This is a genomic window from Sphingomonas sp. LH128 (genome assembly GCF_000293195.2).
GTDB classification, from domain to species: Bacteria; Pseudomonadota; Alphaproteobacteria; order Sphingomonadales; family Sphingomonadaceae; genus Novosphingobium; species Novosphingobium resinovorum_A.
Map to the genome: position 1 here is coordinate 1 of NZ_ALVC01000060.1, position 18,638 is coordinate 18,638.

Annotated in this window: 24 protein-coding genes; 22 read left to right on the forward strand and 2 right to left on the reverse strand. The window is 64.0% G+C overall.

Annotation, left to right across the window (positions count from 1 at the left end; genetic code table 11):
• The 21 genes from LH128_RS05705 to LH128_RS05800 all read left to right on the forward strand — a co-directional run.
• Nucleotides 1-310: hypothetical protein (locus LH128_RS05705; protein ID WP_008828637.1), on the forward strand; the 310-nt coding region annotated here is incomplete at its 5' end.
• 12 nt (nt 311-322) lie between these two features.
• Nucleotides 323-1,699 (forward strand): phage major capsid protein, encoded by a 1,377-nt coding sequence (locus LH128_RS05710; RefSeq protein ID WP_008828638.1) that lies wholly within the window; start codon nt 323-325, stop codon nt 1,697-1,699.
• A gap of 84 nt (nt 1,700-1,783) precedes the next feature.
• Nucleotides 1,784-1,957 (forward strand): hypothetical protein, encoded by a 174-nt coding sequence (locus LH128_RS33160; protein WP_172704964.1) that lies wholly within the window; start codon nt 1,784-1,786, stop codon nt 1,955-1,957.
• A gap of 35 nt (nt 1,958-1,992) precedes the next feature.
• Nucleotides 1,993-2,517 carry a phage head-tail connector protein gene (locus tag LH128_RS05715; protein WP_008828639.1) on the forward strand — a complete coding sequence of 175 codons (525 nt, stop codon included), beginning with the start codon at nt 1,993-1,995 and terminating at the stop codon, nt 2,515-2,517.
• Complete coding sequence (locus tag LH128_RS05720; protein ID WP_008828640.1) at nt 2,514-2,855, forward strand: phage head completion protein; 342 nt, start codon at nt 2,514-2,516, stop codon at nt 2,853-2,855. Before LH128_RS05715 ends, LH128_RS05720 begins: the two co-directional genes overlap by 4 nt.
• Nucleotides 2,852-3,286, forward strand: coding sequence for an HK97-gp10 family putative phage morphogenesis protein (locus LH128_RS05725; RefSeq protein WP_008828641.1), 435 nt, complete (start codon nt 2,852-2,854; stop codon nt 3,284-3,286). Before LH128_RS05720 ends, LH128_RS05725 begins: the two co-directional genes overlap by 4 nt.
• Before the next feature lie 39 nt (nt 3,287-3,325).
• Complete coding sequence (locus tag LH128_RS05730) at nt 3,326-3,691, forward strand: DUF3168 domain-containing protein (protein ID WP_327195069.1); 366 nt, start codon at nt 3,326-3,328, stop codon at nt 3,689-3,691.
• Nucleotides 3,692-3,815: 124 nt separating this feature from the next.
• Nucleotides 3,816-4,256, forward strand: coding sequence for a phage tail tube protein (locus tag LH128_RS05735; RefSeq protein WP_008828643.1), 441 nt, complete (start codon nt 3,816-3,818; stop codon nt 4,254-4,256).
• 2 nt (nt 4,257-4,258) lie between these two features.
• Complete coding sequence (locus tag LH128_RS05740) at nt 4,259-4,684, forward strand: hypothetical protein (protein WP_008828644.1); 426 nt, start codon at nt 4,259-4,261, stop codon at nt 4,682-4,684.
• 92 nt (nt 4,685-4,776) lie between these two features.
• A complete protein-coding gene (locus tag LH128_RS05745; protein ID WP_037517993.1) occupies nt 4,777-4,956 on the forward strand; it encodes a hypothetical protein in 180 nt (59 codons plus the stop codon).
• A gap of 2 nt (nt 4,957-4,958) precedes the next feature.
• Nucleotides 4,959-8,420, forward strand: a complete 3,462-nt coding sequence (locus LH128_RS05750) for a phage tail tape measure protein (RefSeq protein ID WP_327195070.1) — start codon at nt 4,959-4,961, stop codon at nt 8,418-8,420.
• A complete protein-coding gene (locus tag LH128_RS05755) occupies nt 8,413-9,087 on the forward strand; it encodes a hypothetical protein (RefSeq protein ID WP_008828646.1) in 675 nt (224 codons plus the stop codon). The genes LH128_RS05750 and LH128_RS05755 overlap by 8 nt, the downstream gene beginning before the upstream one ends.
• Nucleotides 9,084-9,665 (forward strand): hypothetical protein, encoded by a 582-nt coding sequence (locus tag LH128_RS05760; RefSeq protein WP_008828647.1) that lies wholly within the window; start codon nt 9,084-9,086, stop codon nt 9,663-9,665. The genes LH128_RS05755 and LH128_RS05760 overlap by 4 nt, the downstream gene beginning before the upstream one ends.
• Nucleotides 9,662-9,994 (forward strand): DUF6950 family protein, encoded by a 333-nt coding sequence (locus LH128_RS05765; RefSeq protein WP_008828648.1) that lies wholly within the window; start codon nt 9,662-9,664, stop codon nt 9,992-9,994. The genes LH128_RS05760 and LH128_RS05765 overlap by 4 nt, the downstream gene beginning before the upstream one ends.
• Nucleotides 9,995-10,011: 17 nt before the next feature.
• Nucleotides 10,012-11,523, forward strand: coding sequence for a phage tail protein (locus LH128_RS05770; protein WP_008828649.1), 1,512 nt, complete (start codon nt 10,012-10,014; stop codon nt 11,521-11,523).
• A 1-nt stretch (nt 11,524) separates the two neighbouring features.
• Nucleotides 11,525-11,917 (forward strand): hypothetical protein, encoded by a 393-nt coding sequence (locus LH128_RS05775; RefSeq protein ID WP_008828650.1) that lies wholly within the window; start codon nt 11,525-11,527, stop codon nt 11,915-11,917.
• A 21-nt stretch (nt 11,918-11,938) separates the two neighbouring features.
• On the forward strand, nt 11,939-12,328 hold the full coding sequence (locus LH128_RS05780; protein WP_008828651.1) for a hypothetical protein: 390 nt from the start codon (nt 11,939-11,941) through the stop codon (nt 12,326-12,328).
• Nucleotides 12,325-15,447 (forward strand): SGNH/GDSL hydrolase family protein, encoded by a 3,123-nt coding sequence (locus LH128_RS05785; RefSeq protein ID WP_008828652.1) that lies wholly within the window; start codon nt 12,325-12,327, stop codon nt 15,445-15,447. Before LH128_RS05780 ends, LH128_RS05785 begins: the two co-directional genes overlap by 4 nt.
• A 20-nt stretch (nt 15,448-15,467) precedes the next feature.
• On the forward strand, nt 15,468-15,662 hold the full coding sequence (locus LH128_RS05790) for a hypothetical protein (protein ID WP_008828653.1): 195 nt from the start codon (nt 15,468-15,470) through the stop codon (nt 15,660-15,662).
• Nucleotides 15,655-16,191 (forward strand): glycoside hydrolase family protein, encoded by a 537-nt coding sequence (locus LH128_RS05795; RefSeq protein WP_008828654.1) that lies wholly within the window; start codon nt 15,655-15,657, stop codon nt 16,189-16,191. The genes LH128_RS05790 and LH128_RS05795 overlap by 8 nt, the downstream gene beginning before the upstream one ends.
• Nucleotides 16,191-16,757: a hypothetical protein gene (locus LH128_RS05800; protein ID WP_008828655.1), complete on the forward strand. Its 567-nt coding sequence runs from the start codon at nt 16,191-16,193 to the stop codon at nt 16,755-16,757. The genes LH128_RS05795 and LH128_RS05800 overlap by 1 nt, the downstream gene beginning before the upstream one ends.
• Nucleotides 16,758-16,853: 96 nt before the next feature.
• On the opposite strand, the gene LH128_RS05805 is transcribed toward LH128_RS05800, so the two are convergent.
• The gene (locus LH128_RS05805) at nt 16,854-17,042 is read right to left on the reverse strand and encodes a hypothetical protein (RefSeq protein WP_008828656.1); all 189 of its coding nucleotides are present in this window, start codon (nt 17,040-17,042) and stop codon (nt 16,854-16,856) included.
• A gap of 58 nt (nt 17,043-17,100) precedes the next feature.
• Between LH128_RS05805 and LH128_RS05810 the strand changes: the two genes are divergently transcribed.
• Complete coding sequence (locus LH128_RS05810; RefSeq protein WP_008828657.1) at nt 17,101-18,303, forward strand: tyrosine-type recombinase/integrase; 1,203 nt, start codon at nt 17,101-17,103, stop codon at nt 18,301-18,303.
• Here the strand turns inward: LH128_RS05810 and LH128_RS05815 are convergent.
• Entirely contained in the window at nt 18,268-18,543 is a 276-nt protein-coding gene (locus tag LH128_RS05815; RefSeq protein ID WP_008828658.1) for a hypothetical protein, read from the reverse strand. The genes LH128_RS05810 and LH128_RS05815 overlap by 36 nt on opposite strands.
• Nucleotides 18,544-18,638: the final 95 nt, after the last annotated feature.

Consider the following 18,638-nt stretch of genomic DNA (forward strand, 5'->3'; position numbering starts at 1 on the left):
GGATGCGGAATCGTGGCTGTCGGGCTCGCTCGCCATCGAGCGCGGTTTCGCGGATGCCCTTTTGCCGGCCGACCAGATGAAGGTCGACGAGAACGCGAAGGCCGCAGACCGCGAGGTCAACGAGATCCGGGCGCTCGAGATGACCCTCATCAACAGCGGCATGACGCGCACTCAGGCGCGCGCCCGCATCAAAAGTCTCAAGGGCACGCATGACGCTGCCCCTGTACCTGCCGACACGCCTGGCGCTGGCGGCGACGACCCCGAGCTGAAGGCCGCAATGCAGTCCCTGCTCGACGACCTCCGCGCTTAACCAGGAGCTTCCATGCGCTATCATCCCAAGATCGCCCTCGCGGCGATGGCGACCCTGCTCGCCTTTCCGATCCGTTCCATCGCGGCCGCCGCCACAAAGCCCGCCCTCACTCTTCAGGCGCCGGTGATCCCCGAAATGCCGCGCGCCCTGATTGGCGCCACGATCCGTGCCGACGTGTCCGGCGACACCAAGGCAATGATCGCTGCGCTGCAGACGGCGCACAACGAATTCAAGGCCACGGTCGAAGCCAACGTCGGCGCCAAGGCCGATGGTGCCGAGGTGACCGCCAAGCTCGACGCGATCAACGCAACGATGAGTGCCCTCGAAGCGTCCATCAACGAGCACTCGACCAAGCTGGCCGCCAGCCAGTTCGGCGGTGACGCCGCTCATCCGCTCGCCGATGCCGAGTACACCAACCTTTTCTCGTCCTACATGCGCGAAGGCTCGCGCGAGCAGGAAGAGAGCCTGAAGGCGGCCCATCGCACCGGTCCGCGCGCGGCGATGACCGAGGGCACGAACGCCGACGGCGGCTATACGACCCCGATCGAATGGGACCGTACCATCACCGGCCGGCTCAAGCTGATCAATCCGATCCGCGCGGAAGCCACCGTGCAGTCGATCAGCACCGCCGGTTTCACCAAGCTGTTCACCGATCGCCAGCTCGGCTCGGGCTGGGTCGGTGAAACGGCGGCGCGCCCGGCGACCAGCACCCCCCAGTTCACGGCGCTCGGCTTCGGCACCGGTGAACTGTACGCCAACGCCGCTGCCTCGCAGACCCTGCTGGACGACAGCGAGATCAACATCGAACAGTGGCTGGTCGGTGAGATCGAGACCGAGTTCGCCCGTCAGGAGGGCATCGCGTTTCTGTCGGGCGACGGTACCAACAAGCCGTTCGGCTTGCTGGGCTACGTCACGGGCGGCGCAGCGGCGGCCCGTCACCCGTGGGGCGCGATCGAAGCCGTGAACAGCGGCGCTGCCGCTGCTTTCACCACCGATGGCCTGGTGGACACCGTCTACAAGCTGCCGGCTACGTACGAGCCGAACGCGAAGTTCTACATGAACCGCTCGTCGCTCGGCGCCGTGCGCAAGCTCAAGGATGGCAACGGCAACTTCATCTGGCAGCCGACTTTTGTCGCGGGTCAGCCTTCGACGCTCCTCGGCCGCCCGGTCGTCGATGTTCCCGATATGCCGAACCTCGCCGCCGGCGCACTGGCGGCGCTGTTCGGCGACATGCGTGAAACGTATCTCGTGATCGAGCGCATCGGTGTTCGCGTCCTGCGCGATCCCTACACCAACAAGCCGTTCATCTGCTTCTACGTGACCAAGCGCGTGGGCGGCGGGGTCAAGAACCCCGATTCCATGAAGGCGATCAAGATCGGCGCAGCCTGATAACCTTCCGGGGCGGTTTACGCCGCCCCGGTTGATCGAAGCGACGCCGCGTGCGCCGCTCCGGTCAACTCCCAGGAGCACATCATGAGTAGCACCTCCAAGGCGAAAGCCACCGCCAGCGACACTGTGGATCAGGACGTGGCCGAGCCTGATCTTCGCGCCGGTACCACCGCCGTGCAGAATCAGATCGACCTTAACGACCCGGGCATGACCGGTCGCGAAGCCGTCGAAAGCAGCCTCGCCGCGCAGGCCGAATAAGACGTCGACTGCCAGCTAGCTGTGGGAGATCACTGATGGCTCTTCCTGTTTCGCTCGATCAGGCAAAAGCGCAGTTGCGCGTCGATGGCGACGACCAGGACGTTGAGATCGGCGATTTTATCCGCGACGCGGCGGGTTGGGTGGAGGAATACACCGGTCACATCCTCGAGGCCCGTGACGTCGAAGAGACCTTCTACGATTTCCGTCCGGTTGCGCTGAAGGCGTGGCCGATCAGTGCCGATGCCGAACCGGTTCTGACGTTCTCCGATGCGGAGGGTGTCACTCACACCGTGCCGGTGAGCATTGACGTCACCGTTCGGCCTGCCCGGGTTTTTCCCGACGCCGGGAATTACTTCCCCTTTGGATCCCGCCGCCAGCAATTCAGCGTCCAGTTTCGCGCTGGATATGAGGATCCCGACGACGTTCCCGGTAACATCTGCCGCGCCATGCTCATCCTGATCGGCGCCTATGACGCCGATCGGGAAGGGGGCGAGACCCTGCAGAAGGCGGAGACGACTGCGAGACGCCTCTGTCGCCGATTGAAGCGGCATACGCTGTGAAGAAGGGTGACCTGAATCGCCGGATCCGCATCTTGCGTTCGACGCCAACGGACGATGGCACCGCGACAGTCCCGGGCCCACCCATCGAGATCGGGCGCCGATGGGCGAAACGGGTCGATGTCAGCGACGGCGAACGTCTCCGCGCTGCGGAGACCGGGCAAAGCCTCACGACCCGCTTCACTGTCATCAGCGACAGCCTGACGCGGACAATCGACGGGAAAGACAGTCTCCGCCTGGGCAACGAGAGTTTCCAAGTCCTCAGCACTAAGAGCATCACCAGTTTCAGGCGGGAAGGCATTGAGATCACCTGCTCGTCACGGCCGGATAGCACCCCATGAAGATGAAAATCCGGATCGAGGGTACCGAGGAGATCAAGCGAAACCTTCAACAGCTGATGCGTGCGACCAACCGCAATATTGTGCAGGAAGCTTTGATTGCAGGCGCCGAGCTTGTGGCCGAAGAAGCCCGGCGACTAGTTCCCGTTGATACTGGAAATCTCCGCGACAGCATCGGCATCAGCACCGAAACCAAGGGCATGAACTTTGCTCGCGTGCAGTTGAAGAAGGGCGATCAGGCTGTCTTCGTCGGCCCGATGCAGGGGAAAGGCCTGCAGCATGACGGCTTCTACGGTCATATGATCGAATTTGGCACCATGCATGCGCGCCCACAGCCCTTCATGGCTCCCGCGTTCGAAGCGATGGGCCAGAAGGCGACATACGTAGTCCTGGAATACATCGCTGACGAATTCGAACGATTGGCGAAGGGCTAAGCTATGGATGAAGCCCTTCGAGATCTTCTCCTACGTCACTTGCCGGTTGCACAATCCGTCGACCGCCGGGTGGACTGGGGTGTGCGACCGCAAGGCACCGCGCTTCCCGCGATCGTGATCGAGCGGACCTTCGGCACGCCGCAGATGAACTTCAATGGCCCGGCAGGCTGGATCCGTGATCGCATCCAGATCGAATGTTGGGGCCGCACTTACAAGGTCGCAAAAGATCTGGCGCTGTCGATCGGGGGCGATGGCGGCCTGCTCGTCGGCTTTCGCGGCGATCATCTCGGCGTCCGGCTTCGCACCTTCGTCCTCGGCATCCGGTCGGATTACGACACCGACGATCAGGGTGTGGCTCACCGCACCATCCTCGATGTGATGGTCCTGCACATCCGTCTCAGCTGATCCCTCCGGCATCGCCGGCAATCACCATCGCGCCCGGGCTGGCCGGGCCGGTCGGCCCCAGCGCCGGCGCAACCAGCATCCTTAACCGCAACGGGCGGGCTCACCGCCCACGACAGGAGCCAACATGGCAGAAACCAACGAGGCGACCGACATCGGTCTGCTGACCACCTTCGGCAAGGTCGTGGGCGGGGTATATACCCCGTTCGCCGAGATGACCGAGCTCAACCCGCCGGAAACGTCGCGCGACAGCGTAGAATTCACTCACTTCGCCAGCCCGGACGGCTACCGCGAATTCAAGCCGGGTCTGGCTGACGGCGGCGAGACCAGCGTCACCTACAACCTGGTGGCCGGTCTCCTCGATGACGCGACAATCCACACCCATCTGGCAACCCGCGCGGTCGAAGCCTGGCGCATTGTCTATCCGAATGGCGCCGAGCTCAACTTCAAGGGCTTCGCCACCGCGCACGGTCATGCGACGCCGATCGACGATCGCATGACGGGTTCCGCCACGTGGAAGGTTACGGGCAAGCCCGTGCTGACGCCGCCGGCGGGTGAGGGAGGCTGATCATGACGGTGACTACCGGCGGTAACCCGCACCGCGGCGAACTCGGCTTCGAGATCGGCGACCAGCGCTGGACCTTCGCGTTCGGGACGAATGCACTGTGCGTCATCGAGGAGACGTTCGACCTCGACAACATCACCGAGCTCGGCACGATCCTGGGCGGCACGCCCTCGATGCGCAAGATCCGCACCCTGTTCCGCATCGGCCTGACCGACTGCCATCCGGAAATGACCGATTTCGAAGCCGGGCAGATCATGGAAGCGGTCGGCGGCCTTGAGCCCTCGCTCGAGCTCGTGATGCGCGCCATCGAAACCGCATTCCCGGAGGCGGCCAAGGACGGCGCCAAGGGCCCTCGGATGCCGGCGCCCAAGGCGTCGAGCGGCCGTGGGACTGGGCGGAGCTCCACATCACGTGGTGCGAAGCGGAGCTAGATCCTGAGCAGTTCTGGCGTCTGACACCGCGCGCGATCGCCCGCGTATTCGAGGGTAAGGCGCGGGCAGCTCATGCTCGCCACGACCTGGTCATGCAGGCCGCATGGACCGCGGCCGCGCTCGGCAGGACCAAGAAGATCCCGCCGCTCAAGAAACTGATGATCACCCCTCCAGCCAAGCCGAAGAAATCGACCTGGCAGGAGATGTACGCCGTGGGCCTCGCGTGGGCTCAGGCGGCGGGTGAAGTCCTTCCCCCCGGAGGTACTGCATGAATATGGCAGTTGTGGGCGCCGCGCGTGTGGTGTTCGGCGCCGACACCTCCGAGTTCGATTCTGCGGCCAAGGGCGTGGAAGGCGTCCTCGGCCGCCTCGTCGACAAGTTCCATGCTGTCGAGCAGCGCATCAAGTCGATCGGCACCGGCATCACGCTGGGCATCACGGTGCCTTTTGCGGCGATGGTGCGGGCGATCGATAAGGGCGCCGGCTCTTTCGAAGGGCAGATGAAGAAGGTCAAGGCCGCACTGGGGAATGTCTCCGGCGAGCAGCTGAAGCAGCTTTCCGATGCAGCGCGGACGCTTGGACCGCAGGTCGGGAAGGGCGCGACCGAGGCGGCATCGGCGATCGAGGCCCTCGGTCTGGCCGGTGTCTCCACCGCCGACATTCTCGGCGGTGCCCTGAAGGCGGCGCTGGACCTATCGGCCGCCGGCATGATCGATGCGGAAAGCTCGGCGTCGCTGGTCACCGATATCATGGGCCAGTTCAAGATTGGCGCCGCGCAGCTGCCCGGCGTTGTTCAGAAGGTGGTCGGTGCCCTCGACACCTCGAAGTTCGGCTTCGACGATTTCCGCCTTGCAGTAGGGCAGGGCGGTGCCGTCGCGGCCTCGGCCGGCGTCGACTTTCTCGACTTCGCGACTGCAATCTCGGCGACCAGCACGCAGTTCACCAGCGGCGCCGACGCGGGTACCTCGTTCAAGACCTATATCCAGAGCCTGGTCGGCACGAGCGACCAGGCCAAGGCGGCCATGAAGAAGCTCGGCATCTCGTTCTTCGATGCCACCGGTCGCATGAAGCCGCTCACTGAGCAGGCGGAGGTTCTCCGCAAGGGCCTCGGCAATCTCACCGACGCATCGAAGACCGAAGCGCTCTCCACCATCTTCGGATCGGATGCCGCCCGTACGGCGATCGGTCTGATGGAGCAGGGTGCAAACGGCTTTGCGAAGTTGCAGAACGAAATCACGAAGGGCGACGTCGGGGCGAAGATCGCGAAGCGCCTGGAGGGCTCTGAGGCGGCCGGAAAGCGCATCGCCACCGCCTGGGAGAGCGTGAAGATCGCCTTCGGCATCGAGACGCCAATCCTGTCCATCATGACGGCCATCAAGAACGGCTTCGCGTCGATCCTGGAGGCGATCGCCAATGCATCGCCGGCCGTGAAGAAGATCGGCGCATCGTTCGCTGCCTTCGGTGCCATTCTTGGCCCGTTGATGATCATTTTGGGCCACCTTGGCGCCGTGCTCCTGGCCAGCTTCGCTTCGAAGTTCGGCTTGATCGGCCGCGCGATCGGGCTGATCATTTCCCCGGTTTCGACCATCATCGGCATGCTCGGCGAAGCTGGGCTCACGCGGGTGTTGAGCATGGTCGCCGGCCGCTTTCTCGCCTTTCTTGGACCAGTCGGCCTCGCAATTTCGGCGTTTCTGCTCTTCAAGGATCAGATCGTCTTTGCCCTCTCAGCGGTGTGGAAGAGCCTTTCCGAAACCCTCGGCCCGCCGCTGGAGGCTTTGTTCGGGAAGATCAGCGGCCTGTTCTCCGGACTGACCAGCGGCCCGATCGGGTCCGCGCTCCAGGGGTTGATGGATCTGCTCGCCGGCGTTGTCGATGTGATTGGCACGCTGCTGGTGGGGACCATTATCGTCGCGGGCGAAGTGATCGAGCGTGTTCTCGGGGCGGCGATCGCCATCATCTCCGGCCTCGTTGATGTCGTCAGCGGCGTGGTTGATGCCGTCAGCGCGCTGCTGCGGGGGGATTTCTCGGGCGCCTGGAACGCCATTGCCGGCATCGTAGAGAACGCCATCAGCACGGTGGTCGACGTGATCTCGGCGTTTTACCCGGCCATCAGCGCACCACTTCAGGCGGCATGGGCGGAAGGGAAGAAGTGTCTATCGGTGGGATTCGCGGACATCTTCAAATCCTTGACCAGCACAGTGCAGGGCGGCGTCGCATTTGTTGAAAGCATTCTTCCCGGTATCCCTGCCGCGGCGAAGAGCGTCTACACTGCGGTCAAGGGCTGGCTCGTGGACAAATTCGGCTCGCTCATGGAGTGGGTGGGGAAGCAGGCAAAATGGATCGGCGACGAGTATGCTGGGCTGAAGAAGCGGCTTGGGCTCGGAGATAGCCCACAGGGCGGAACGGGTACGCCGCCTCCGAAGCCGAAGGAAACGCCCCCGCCCAAGACCGAAGAACCTAAGAAATCGGTCAGCTTCGACGACGACAAGAGCAGCAAGAAGCGCACGCCGAAGGGTCGCAACACCCAGTACGACGCGGCGAACCGCCAGCAGCTGAAGGACGACCTCGAGCTCGAAGCGGCGCGCCTGCGCGGCGACACCGAGGCCGAACGTGCGATCCGCAACCGCCTCGATCTCAGCAAGCAGATCGAGGCCTATCAGCGCACCGGTCTCTCGCTAGAGCAGGCCACGACCGCCGCGAAGCGCGATATGGCGACGCTCGAGGCTGCCCGCCGCGAAGGCCTTGCCAAGGACCTGGCGCGGGACGAGGCTGCACACCAGATCGACCTCGCGCGGATCTCGGACAACTATGCGCTCGAGGAGCAGCTGCAGCGCCAGCAGGACCTGAAGGAGAGCATCCTCGCCTTCCAGCGCGACGGATTATCGCTCGAGGAGGCGACGGCCCGCGCGGTACGCCAGCAACTCGAGATCGACCAGGCGCGCGCCGCGGTGCGGGCCCGCCTGATCGCCGACGACGAACAGGACCGCCAGCTTGCCCTGGCGAAGACCCGGGGCGATAGCGAGGAGCGGATCCGCCAGCTGCAGCGCGAAATCGATATCCGGGAGCGCGCGCGCCAGTTGGAGCGCGACTTCGAAATGGATCCCGATTCTGCGAAGCGCCAGGCCGGCATGGAATGGGATGAGATGGAGCGCGCCCGCCAGACCGGCGTGTTCCGCGACACCTTCAAGGACGGCGTGCGCGCCGCCCTCGATGGCGACCTGAAGGGCTGGTTCAAGAACTGGTGGCGCGATCGCGTTGCCAAGGGGATGGAGGAGGCGCTCAACAGCCTCGCCGATCTCATTTCCAGCCTATTTTCCCGCGTCGGTTCGTCTGGCGGGGGCGGGGGCATCCTCGGCTCTATCGGTAGCGCCATCGGCAGCCTGTTCGGCGGTGGCAGCGGGCTGACGCTGAGCAGCAACTCTTCCGTCACGTCTGCAGCTTCCGGCGTGAACTGGAACGATCTCCCCGGATTCAAGACCGGCGGTTCGTTCAAGATTGGCGGCAATCCTGGGATCGACAACAACCTCGTCGCCTTCAGAGGAACGGCGGGTGAGATGGTCGAGATCACCCGGCCCGGCAACGACAACGGCCCCCAGGGCACGACGTACGTCGAAATGAACATGCCTTTCACCGGCGCGGTGGATCTCGCGACGAAGGAGGAAGCGATGCGCTTTGCCGAGGCGGCCCGTCAGGCGGCCATGCGCGGGATCAGCGAGGCGCAGCGTCGCCGTGGCTGATCTGGTCTGGCCGGCTGGCCTCGTCCCCTACAAGACGATGTACTATCCGCAGCCGCATGTCGGCGGCTCGGAGAGCCCATTGACCCGTACCCGCAAGGTCTACGGCCTGTCGGCGCCCCGTTGGATTGCGCGCCTCACGTTTCGGGCCGGGCATGGTTACGAGGAGGTAGGCACCGGGCCGCAGGCCGCCGACCCCGCGTTTGCTGCTGCCCGCCTGGACGCCTTGATCGCCGAGATGGAGGGCGGTCTTTACAAGATTCGGTTTCATGACTTCCGCCGTCCCCGTCCGCAGCATTGGTTGACGAGCTACACCGATGCGGTCGCAGCGGCCCCGGTTGCAGCCGGCGCCACCTCAATCCCGATTTTCATCGGCAACGGCAAGGTCGGCCCGTCGATAGGCGACTACATCGGGGGCGACGGCCGGCCCCATCTCGTCACCGGCGTCACGCCGCTGGTGGGCAGTATGACCGCGATCGCGCCGGCGTGCGGCATCGTCACTGCAACTTTCAAGCCGCCGCTCTCGGCGCCGATCGCGTCCGGGGCACCGATTGAAATGGTCGAAGTGACGGGCCGCTTCGAACTGACCAATACCGATGCCGGTCAGAACGAGAGCGAGGTGGGCACCCCGACCGACTACGTGCTGGATTTCGTCGAGGTGCTTCCATGAGCGGTCTACGCGAGCTTGAACCCGTCCTCGAGGCGGAAATTGACAAGCCCGAGCTCCGACCGTTCCTCGGCGTGCATATTGACCTGCCCGACCCGGTTTACGCGGTGACCGGTCGGCATACGATCACCTACAATGGCGAGATCTGGTCAGCGATCGGCGGCCTCGGCCAGATCGATACGGTCGGAGAGGGCACCGATGGCTCGGCCGTGGGCGTGAAGGCGACGCTTTACCAGATCCCGTCCGAGTTCCGCGATGATATCGCCGACCAGGCCGTGCGCGGGTGCCTCTATGAACTGAACGTCGGTGTGCTCGACGAGAGTTACCAGCAGGTGATCGGGTTCAAGAACCTCTGGAAGGGCCGCCTCGATACTTACGAGATCGTCGATGCCGGCGATACCATCACGGTCACGGCCGGTGGCGAAAGCCGCATGCGTGATCAGCGCCGCCCAGCCATCCGCCGCTTCACGGACTGGTGGCAGCAGCGCAAGTACCCGGGCGACCGGGCCTTCGAATACGTCACCCGTATGGTCGAGGTCCCGGTGCTATGGGCCAAGTCCAAGCAGGATCCTGTCCTGTGATCGATCCGGCTTGGCGCGAGCATTGCGGCGATCGCTGGCGCGTGCACGTCCTGGCTGAGACCGGCCGGGACATCTGCGACGTCGTCGGCGCCTCGCCGCGCCGGCCGCGCGACTGGGCTGCAATGATGCGCCGGCTCGGCGTGCGCGACATGGCCGGGGTGATCTCGGCCGTGCACGGCGAGGCTATTCCATATCGCCAGGCCATGCGGGGCGACATCGTCCAGCGCGGATGGGCGATCGGGATCTGCCGCGGTGACCAGGCTGAATTCTTCGGCGGAGAATTTGCCGCGATGCGCGACGTCGATGCGGCCTGGCCGCTCCAGCGCTGACGATCTAGGAGAGACCCTTGGGCAAAGTCCTGAAGGCGGTCGCGATTATCGCGGTCGCCGTTGCCGTCGCGTACTTTGCGCCCCAGCTCGCGCCGACCCTTCTTTCGTCCCTCGGCGTCACCGCAACCGCTGCAGCAACGGCCGCGGCGACCGCCTTCATCGCGGCGACGGCGACCGCGATCGCCGGCGTCGCATTCCAGGCGCTGGCGGGAAGGCCATCGACCAACGCGTCGCCGAGCATGTTCCGCCAGTCGATCTCGAACAGCTTCATCATCTACGGGAAGCGCCGGGTGGGCGGGCTCATGATCTTCTTCCACCCGCGCGGGAAGCGAGAACGCTACTTCGTGATCGCCGTCGCCGGCCACCGCTGCAAGGGTGTAACCCGCTGGTGGCTCGGCGACGAGGTCGTGACCGTCAACGGCGCCGGGATGGTGACCAGCGGCAAGTATGCGAACAACGCCTGGCTGTGGTTCTATCGCGGTACCGACGACCAGGCCGCGCACCCGACTTTCGTCGCGGAAACTAGCGGGAAATGGACGTCGGCACATCGCGGCCGCGGTACCGCGCTCATCTACGCCAAGTTCTATCTGACCAACGACATCGTCCAGGCGGGAATGCCGAACATTACGGCTGAGGTCGAAGGCAAGGACGACATCCTCGATCCCCGCACGGGCCTTCGCGGCTACACCCGCAACGCGCTGCTGATCTTCTACGACTGGCTGATGACGCCGCGCGAGGAAGGCGGCTTCGGTTCCTACGACGACGAGATCGATCAGGACTGGGTAGCCGCGCAGGCCAACGTGAGCGACGAACTGGTGACGACGCCGGCAGGCGCTGAGCACCGGTATGAATTCGACAGCTATATCCAGACCGGCGCGGCGCCGAGCGAGGTTCGGGACACGTTCGTCACCTGCTGCGCGGGCAAGTTCACCTACAGCGGCGGCAAGATGCTGCTGCGCCCGGGCTACTATGTGCCGGTCTCCGCGACGCTGGAGGAGCGAGATCTTGCCGGGGCGATCACAGTGCCGGCACTGCTTGAGGGAGACCAGATCGGCAACCAGGTGACGGGCACGTACATCGAGCCCGACCAGTATCAGCCGACCGACGTTCCCACCCGCGAGATCATCCAGGACGACGTCCGCCAGCTTTCCTACGATCTGCCGCACATTACCTCGCACTACCGGGGCCAGCGCCTCCTGGAATACTACCTGCGCAAGGCACAGGCCGAACGCCGGGTGACCTGGCCGATGAACATCATGGGCATCGCCATCTCGACGCTCGACACCGTGCAGCTGGGTACTGCGCGCTACGGCCTCAACAACTATGCCTTCCAGGTCACCAGTTGGGGCCTCAATCAGGACTTCTCGGTCGGGCTACAACTCGAGGAGCACAATCCCGAGATGCACGAATTCGATCCGGCCTCCTACCACGAGCCCGGCGATTTCGGTGAACTCACCCCGGCCGACCCGATCAACGACAACGATGAAGTCGTTCTCGATGGCGGCGACGCTTCGACGGAGGCGGCCTGACATGGCTACCGTCCGCTTCCAGCTTCGCGGCGACACCGCAGCGAACTGGTCCAGCGTCAATCCCATCCTGAAGGGGAAGGAGCCGGCGCTGGAAACCGACACCCTGCTCGTGAAGTACGGCGACGGCACCACCGCCTGGAACGACCTACCCTATGCGGCCTTGAACCTACCCGCAGTACTTGCCGCCTATGCAGAAGGCGAGATCCCCAGCGTCTTCACACTCTCGATCGTCCATAGCGCAGATCAGGCGCAATGGCGCGGCGCGATCGGCGCGCAGGTCGCCAGCGCTGCCCTCACAGCGCTCGCCGGCGTCACTCCGATCGGCGACGGCGCCCACACAGTGGGCGGCATCACCATTACGACCTCTGGCGGCCTGATTACCGCGATTTCCTGACCTCTTCTCGAGGAAAACCCCATGCCTATCGCCACCCTTTATGCGGCGCGGAATATCGGTTTCGCGCCAACTCTTGAGTTTGAATACGAGGGCGCTCCGCTGCCGCTCGGCGGTGCGACCATTTCTATGCAGGTGCGCGAGTATCCTGGCGCCGCAGGTGCCCCTCTTGCAGCAGACCCGGCCGTCGAATTCACTGACGAGACCCATCCAACGCAAGAAGGCTGGCGCCGATTGACGATCTTTCCTGCGCTTTCGCAGGAAAGCTTGGCCGCCATGCCGGGTCAGAACCAGCCTACCCCGGGTGATGCGCAGACCTTCGTTCAGGAAATCAAGATCAGCTACGCCGACGGCATGCAGGATAGCCTGCTGAGCGGCGAATTCATCCTCTCGGCCGGAGTGAACTTCGCATGACGCATCTGACTTCCCAGCTCACCTTTACCGTTGGTGGACTTCGAGGTCCCGGTCTCGACAGCGCCGATCTTGCTATCATCGATGATGCAAAGGACGATGCCCGGGCTGCAGCTGGTTTCACGCTTCACGCCGACGCGATCGCATTTGCCCCCAAGATGGCGGCCGGTGATCCGACCATCGTGTACGGCGAGGCAGCTGGCGCGACGCGCGCCGCCGTGGCGGGAGAAGTTCGCCTGGACGGCACCGCCGCGGCAGTTGGCGAACAAATCCCCCTCAACGGCCGCTATACGAAACAGGCGAGTGGGACCCCCGCGCTCTTGCGCACTGGATCGCTCGACAGCCAGCTTGCCGCGCTGGCTGGTACGAACATTCCGTCGAGTTCGGCCGACAATAGGTGGCGTGATGGCTTCTTTCGCGCGCTCTACGATGAGAATGCAGCGGCGCCTGCGATGTACCTGGACAACCGGGCGAAGGCTACTAGCTCGACAGGCAACCTCACGTGGGATTTGACGGCATCGCCGCACGGCAATCCTGCGCTCGTCTGCTCGGCCGCGCAGACAGACTTTTACCACTACACCGCCGAAAGCATGATCCTTCCGGGACAAGTGGTGTCCGGCAAGATCGGCCTTTTCATTGACGCCGGGACCACCATTCGCATCGAGCCCTTCATTCGAAGGGGCTTTGGCGGAGCGATCGATGTAACTGGCGATACCACCACGGCTGTCGGCACCGGGGCGTATCAGGAATTCGACGTCAAGCCGATGACCAACGGCGCGACCGGGACGGCTATCCTCTACCGATTGAACCGTACTGTCGGGACGGGTTCGTACAAGACTTGCACGATCAGCCTCAACATTGGTGCCTTTTCACGTCCCGTCGCCGAAGACAAGGGTAGCCGGTACGTCAGCTCCCTCGCGCTTGCACGTGCCCTCCTGGCACCGCAGATGCGGCCGAAGAATAACCGTTTCAACAAGGCAACGACGACCGCTGGCTACTACGTCAATTCGGGCAATGGCACGTTGCTGGCCAACAGCGGATATCAGGCCTCCGACTGGATCGACATCAGCGATTTAGCTGATGGCAGCCAGCTAACCCGCACGCACGCCCGGCAGATGGCATTCTTTTCAGCAAAGGGGGATGCGTCTTTCATTTCGGGCGTGGCGACCTCCACGGGCACCCCTGAAACTGTGGTGAAACCTGTTGGCGCAAAGTACATGCGCGTCTCAGCTACTAACGCCGAAGCGGCGACGCTTTCGATCGAGCCGGGAACGGTGGCCGTCGCCGGACGGGCATATCAGCTCGTGGTGCCTTCCGAGGCACTGGCGCTGACCTCGGCGTCATTGCCGGATGGGCTCGTTACCCCGGAAAAGACCTCGTTCTTCGTAGTGGGCAAGAACAAGATCAACCCCGCCGATCCTGATGTTGTGGCAGGATATTACATCAACTCGGACAGCGGTGTGTTGGCGGCCAATGCCTCATACAGCACTTCGGGCTGGGTCCGTCTTAAGCCTAACACCGCCTACTCGACCAGCGACGGGCGGCAGCTGGCATTCTTCACGGAGAACCGGACCTATATCTCGGGGCGTGCTGCGACAGGCACACCCGGCACGTTCACGACGCCTGCCAATTGCGCATGGGGCCGCTTCTCAATCCTCACGAATACCCTAGGCGTATCGTTCCAGATCGAGGAGGGCTCCGCTCCCACATCTTTCGAGGCGTACAGGATAATCGTTGATCCGACGCGCATCAGCGTCTCCGGCATGCAGCCGGTGCAGGACATCGTCCTTCCTCGGAAAGTCTACGTCCTGACGGGCGCGACCGGCACCGGCAACGTCGAGCAGTCGAACCTCTACTTCAAGAATATAATCCGGGGCTATCGCGGCGATAAGCTCGTGGACTGTATCGCGAGCAAGGGCCGCCACTATGAGGATTTCTGGCGGATCGAGCCCGGAAACACCGGCTTCGGGAATGATCCCTCCGGCAGCTTCTCCCTACAGCTAAATATCAACGACTACTCGTTCGCGACCCTGAAGGCGGCTACGACCACGATCACTCCGGTCAGCAAGACGACCCCTACCACGCCTGTGCGGCTGCTGATGGTCGGCGACAGCATCACGCGAGATGGGTCCTACGGACTGCAGGCGGTGAACAAGCTGCCTGCCATCACGCTGCAGGGAACTCGCCACTATTCCACCGACAATGCGGCGCTCAATCGAGAGGGGCGCGGTGGTTGGACGCTGGCCCAGTACATGACGTCGGCAGGGCTCGCGAACGGCAAGGACAGCCCATTCCTGTTCCCGGTGGGTATCTCCGGTTCGGACTACAAAGGCAATACGGAGTTCTGGAGGCGGGCGATCAACATATCCGCCTACCCCGATGACAACTACGACCTCGACGGCTTCCAGAAGCTTGCGCGGGGTTGGGCGGACAGCGGCGCATATCTCTACGACGCCAACGGCTATCCCACCGCGCCTGCCAATGGCTGGGTTGTCTATGATCCCAACCTTGCGGCCGGCTCGCGCTTTCAGACGTGGAACGGCTCCGCGTGGGTGGCGATGGGGTCTCAGCCAGCCTCTTGGGCATTCGACTTCGGCAAGTACCTGGTGCGCTTCGCTGCCGCGTTCGCGGGGGGCAATCCCACGCACATTTCCATCCTGCTTTCCGCCAACGACTTCCAAACCCTGACGAGCTCTGGAACGGCGGCGGCGCTGCCCGCCTTCAAGGCGAATCTCGATGCTCTGATCGCCAGCGCCCGCGCTGCGCTTCCGACAGTCAAGGTCATCATCAACGTTCCGACGATCGGTGCGCCGCAGGACGCTTGGGGGCTCGCCCTCGGCAGCGGGGGAACATCCGAGCAGTACAACCAGAACATGCAAGCCAGCGGCCGCTATCTGCTCGATGCGTACGACACCCCGACGATGGAAGCTGCAGGGACCTATGTCTGCGCCTTCGGCCTCTTCGTCGATCCGGTCTACGGGTTCGACAGCCAGAATGAGAACCCGAACATCTACGCCACGGGCACCACGGTGGTTCGTTACAACAACTGGGTCCACCCGAACGGCATAGGCCACAAGCAGATGGGCGATGCGTTGGCGGCGCTCGTGCAAGCAACTCGCTAGAAATCAGCCGGAGAAACGAAATGTTTGATCATTCGCAAGGCGCCGGCGAGTACGCCGGCGCCTTAGGCAAGGCCGCGCCCCCGATCGCTGTAAGCACAGCTGCTATCGCTGGGCTCAGTCTACAGGACTGGGTGCTCGTCGCCACCTTGGCCTACACTCTTCTGCAAATTGCCATTCTGATCCGGAAGTTCTTCAGGGAGCAGGATCGTGGGTGATCTGAAGAAGAAAGTGGCGCAGCGGGTCGCAGTCGGCTTGTTGACACTCAGCGCTAGCGGCTTCGCGGTCTGGCAGGCCAACGAGGGCTACACTGCGGTGGCGGTCGTTCCGACCAAGGGCGACGTTCCGACGATCGGCCACGGCTCGACGCGGTACGAGGATGGCAGCAAGGTCAAGATGGGCGACACCATCACCCGCAAGCGAGCGGCCGACCTGGCCCGCAATCTGATGCGCGGCGACGAGCGCGACTTTGCCGCCTCGATGCCGGAGGTGAAGCTGAGCCAGGCCGAGTATGACGTCTACCTGGACTTCGTCGGGCAGTACGGCATCGGCAACTGGCGCAAGTCCTCGATGCGGACCAACCTGCAGGCCGGCCGCTACGTCCCGGCCTGCCAGTCGCTCCTGAAATATCGCTTCGCGGCCGGATACGACTGCAGCACCACCATCAACGGCAAACCGAACACGAGGTGCTGGGGTGTCTGGACACGGCAGCAGCGCCGGCACAGCGACTGCATGGCGGCGCAGTGATGGGGATCGCGCTCATCGCAATGCTCGCTACCAAGGCGACGTCGGGCGCCAGGCGCGCGTTTAGCCTGGTCCGGGACCATCCCTGGCAATTCGCCGCCGGCGCCGCGCTGGCATTGGCCTGGTGGCAGTGGACGGGAAAGCAGAGCGCGATCCAGTCATTGCAGACGGCGCGCAGCTCGCTGACCGCCGAACGGACCGCCCGCAAGGCCGACCAGGCGCAGTGGCAGCGTCAGGTCGCTGGCGCCAAGGCGGCGACCGCTGCTGCAGAGCGCAAGTCGAAGGAGATCGCTACCGATGCACAAGCTTCTCACCAAGCGCTGCTGGCGGACAACGCTGGCCTGCGCGATTACATCGCTCGCCACCGCCTGTGGTCCGTCCGTACGGGTGCCTCAGCTACCGCCGGCGCCGCCGGTGATCGTGGTGCCGGAGTTCTTGCGGACAGCCCCACCGGTTCCTTCGTGGCGACGGCTGAAGCCGACCTCGTCGCCTGCGATGCCGACTACGCCTACGCGGCCGGCGCTCACCAATTCGTCCTCGAATTGATCGAAAGCGGCCTCGCGAAGTAGCATAAGCGGGGGTATCGCCGTGGGGTATCGCCCACCTGCGCTCCCCGCCCTATGCCGCAGAAATCTGCCATTTTACGCGTCATCAAGGCGGACGGGTTATCCGCCGTGATCGTCGGCCAAGGCCGCCTGAAGCGCCCAGACGCCAACCCAGTTCGGCTTCCATGACAGTTCGAGCTCCACGGGCTCGATGTCCAGTGGCGGCTCGATGGACCGCATATCTACCCAGCCAGATTCAGACGGGTTGCTGAAGTAGAGGGCCGGCTTTCGGTCCGGTTCGTCCGACATAATTGCATCCTGCGCATAAGCTGCTCGCGGCAGCTCCCTTGATCTACAGGAACTCTCGATGCTGACCAACGGTGCGGTGAAAGCCGCTGCCGCGCAGACGCGCGCCTACAAGATGAGCGACGCCGGCGGGCTCTACCTTTTCGTCACGCCTGCAGGATGCAAGTCCTGGCGGCTCAAGTATCGGTGGCAGGGCAAGGAAAAGCTGCTCGTCATCGGCCGGTATCCGGAAGTCTCCCTCGGGGAAGCTCGCGGCCGTCGCGACGAGGCGAAGGAGCAGCTGCGCGCCGGCGCAGATCCGTCAACGTCTCGCGACATCCTCGAAACTTTCGAACAGCTAGCGCGCGCCTGGTTCGCCCACTCCAAAAATGGGTGGTCGCCGGCGCACGCGAACGACGTCCTGGCGAGCCTCGAGCGCGACGTCCTCCCCGCGATCGGCGCGAGGGCGGCTGGTTCGATCGAACCACGGGAGCTTCTCCAGGTGCTGCGCGACGTCGAAAATCGCGGTCGCGCCGAGACTGCGAAGCGCTTGCGCCAGCGACTTTCCGCCATCTTCGGCTTTGGCATCGCCGAGGGCCTCGTGCAGATCGATCCGGCCCAGCACCTCGGCCGAGCGATGATCTCGGTGCGCTTGCCGCGCCCGCAGCCGGCGCTGACAAATCTCGATCAATGTCGCCAGTTGCTCGCTGCCTGCGATCGCACGTCGGTGCGGGCGCCAACGAAGCTCGCATCAAAGTTTCTGGCGCTGACCGCAGTCCGCCTCGATCCCGTGCGCGGGATGCGTTGGGGGGAGATCGAGGATATCGATGGCGATGCGCCGCTCTGGCGGGTGCCGGCCGAGCGCATGAAGCTGAAGAAGCTGAAGAAGGCGGACGATCGCTTCGCGCACCTGGTGCCACTCTCGGCCGCCGCAGTCGCGGTACTGCGCGACGCTGCGCGCGAAAGCGGGTATGAAGGCCTTCCGCCGGCGGATGCACTTGTGTTCCCGGGGCGGGATCGGGGTCGGCCGATCGGCGAGGGAGCTATCGGAGACCTCTACGATCGCGCCGGCTTTGCCGGCCGCCATGTGCCGCATGGCTGGCGATCCAGTTTCTCGACGATCCTCAATGAGGCGATGGCCGGTGATCCTGCCGCGCGCGCCGACATCGATCGCGCGCTGGCCCACTCACCGAAGGACAAGGTTGAGGCTGCCTACAACCGCGCGCAGCTGCTCGATCGACGCCACGCCCTATTCCACCGTTGGGGTGTCCTTCTCGCGGGCTGAGAATTCGACGGGTGAAAGACGGACACCCTTGATGACGTTCACGTCGAAGGCGAGATCTTCGACGCTGCCATATGGATCGCGCCGGATGTGGGCGATGACCATCTGCGGTCCCATCGTAATGTCGAAGATCTGAACCCAGCCATATGCGGGCAGGTCGATCAGGATCTCGATCGTCTGATGGTCGGCGACCTCGCTCAGCCACACCGATGCCTGCGTATAGATGTCTTCCGAAATGCTCATTTCAAATTTCCCCCGTCCGGCGCACGCCGGGGAGCGGGGGTTTCCGGGCTGGCCCCCGGGCACCGACGATGCCTCGATCGCCGCGACTACAGCTG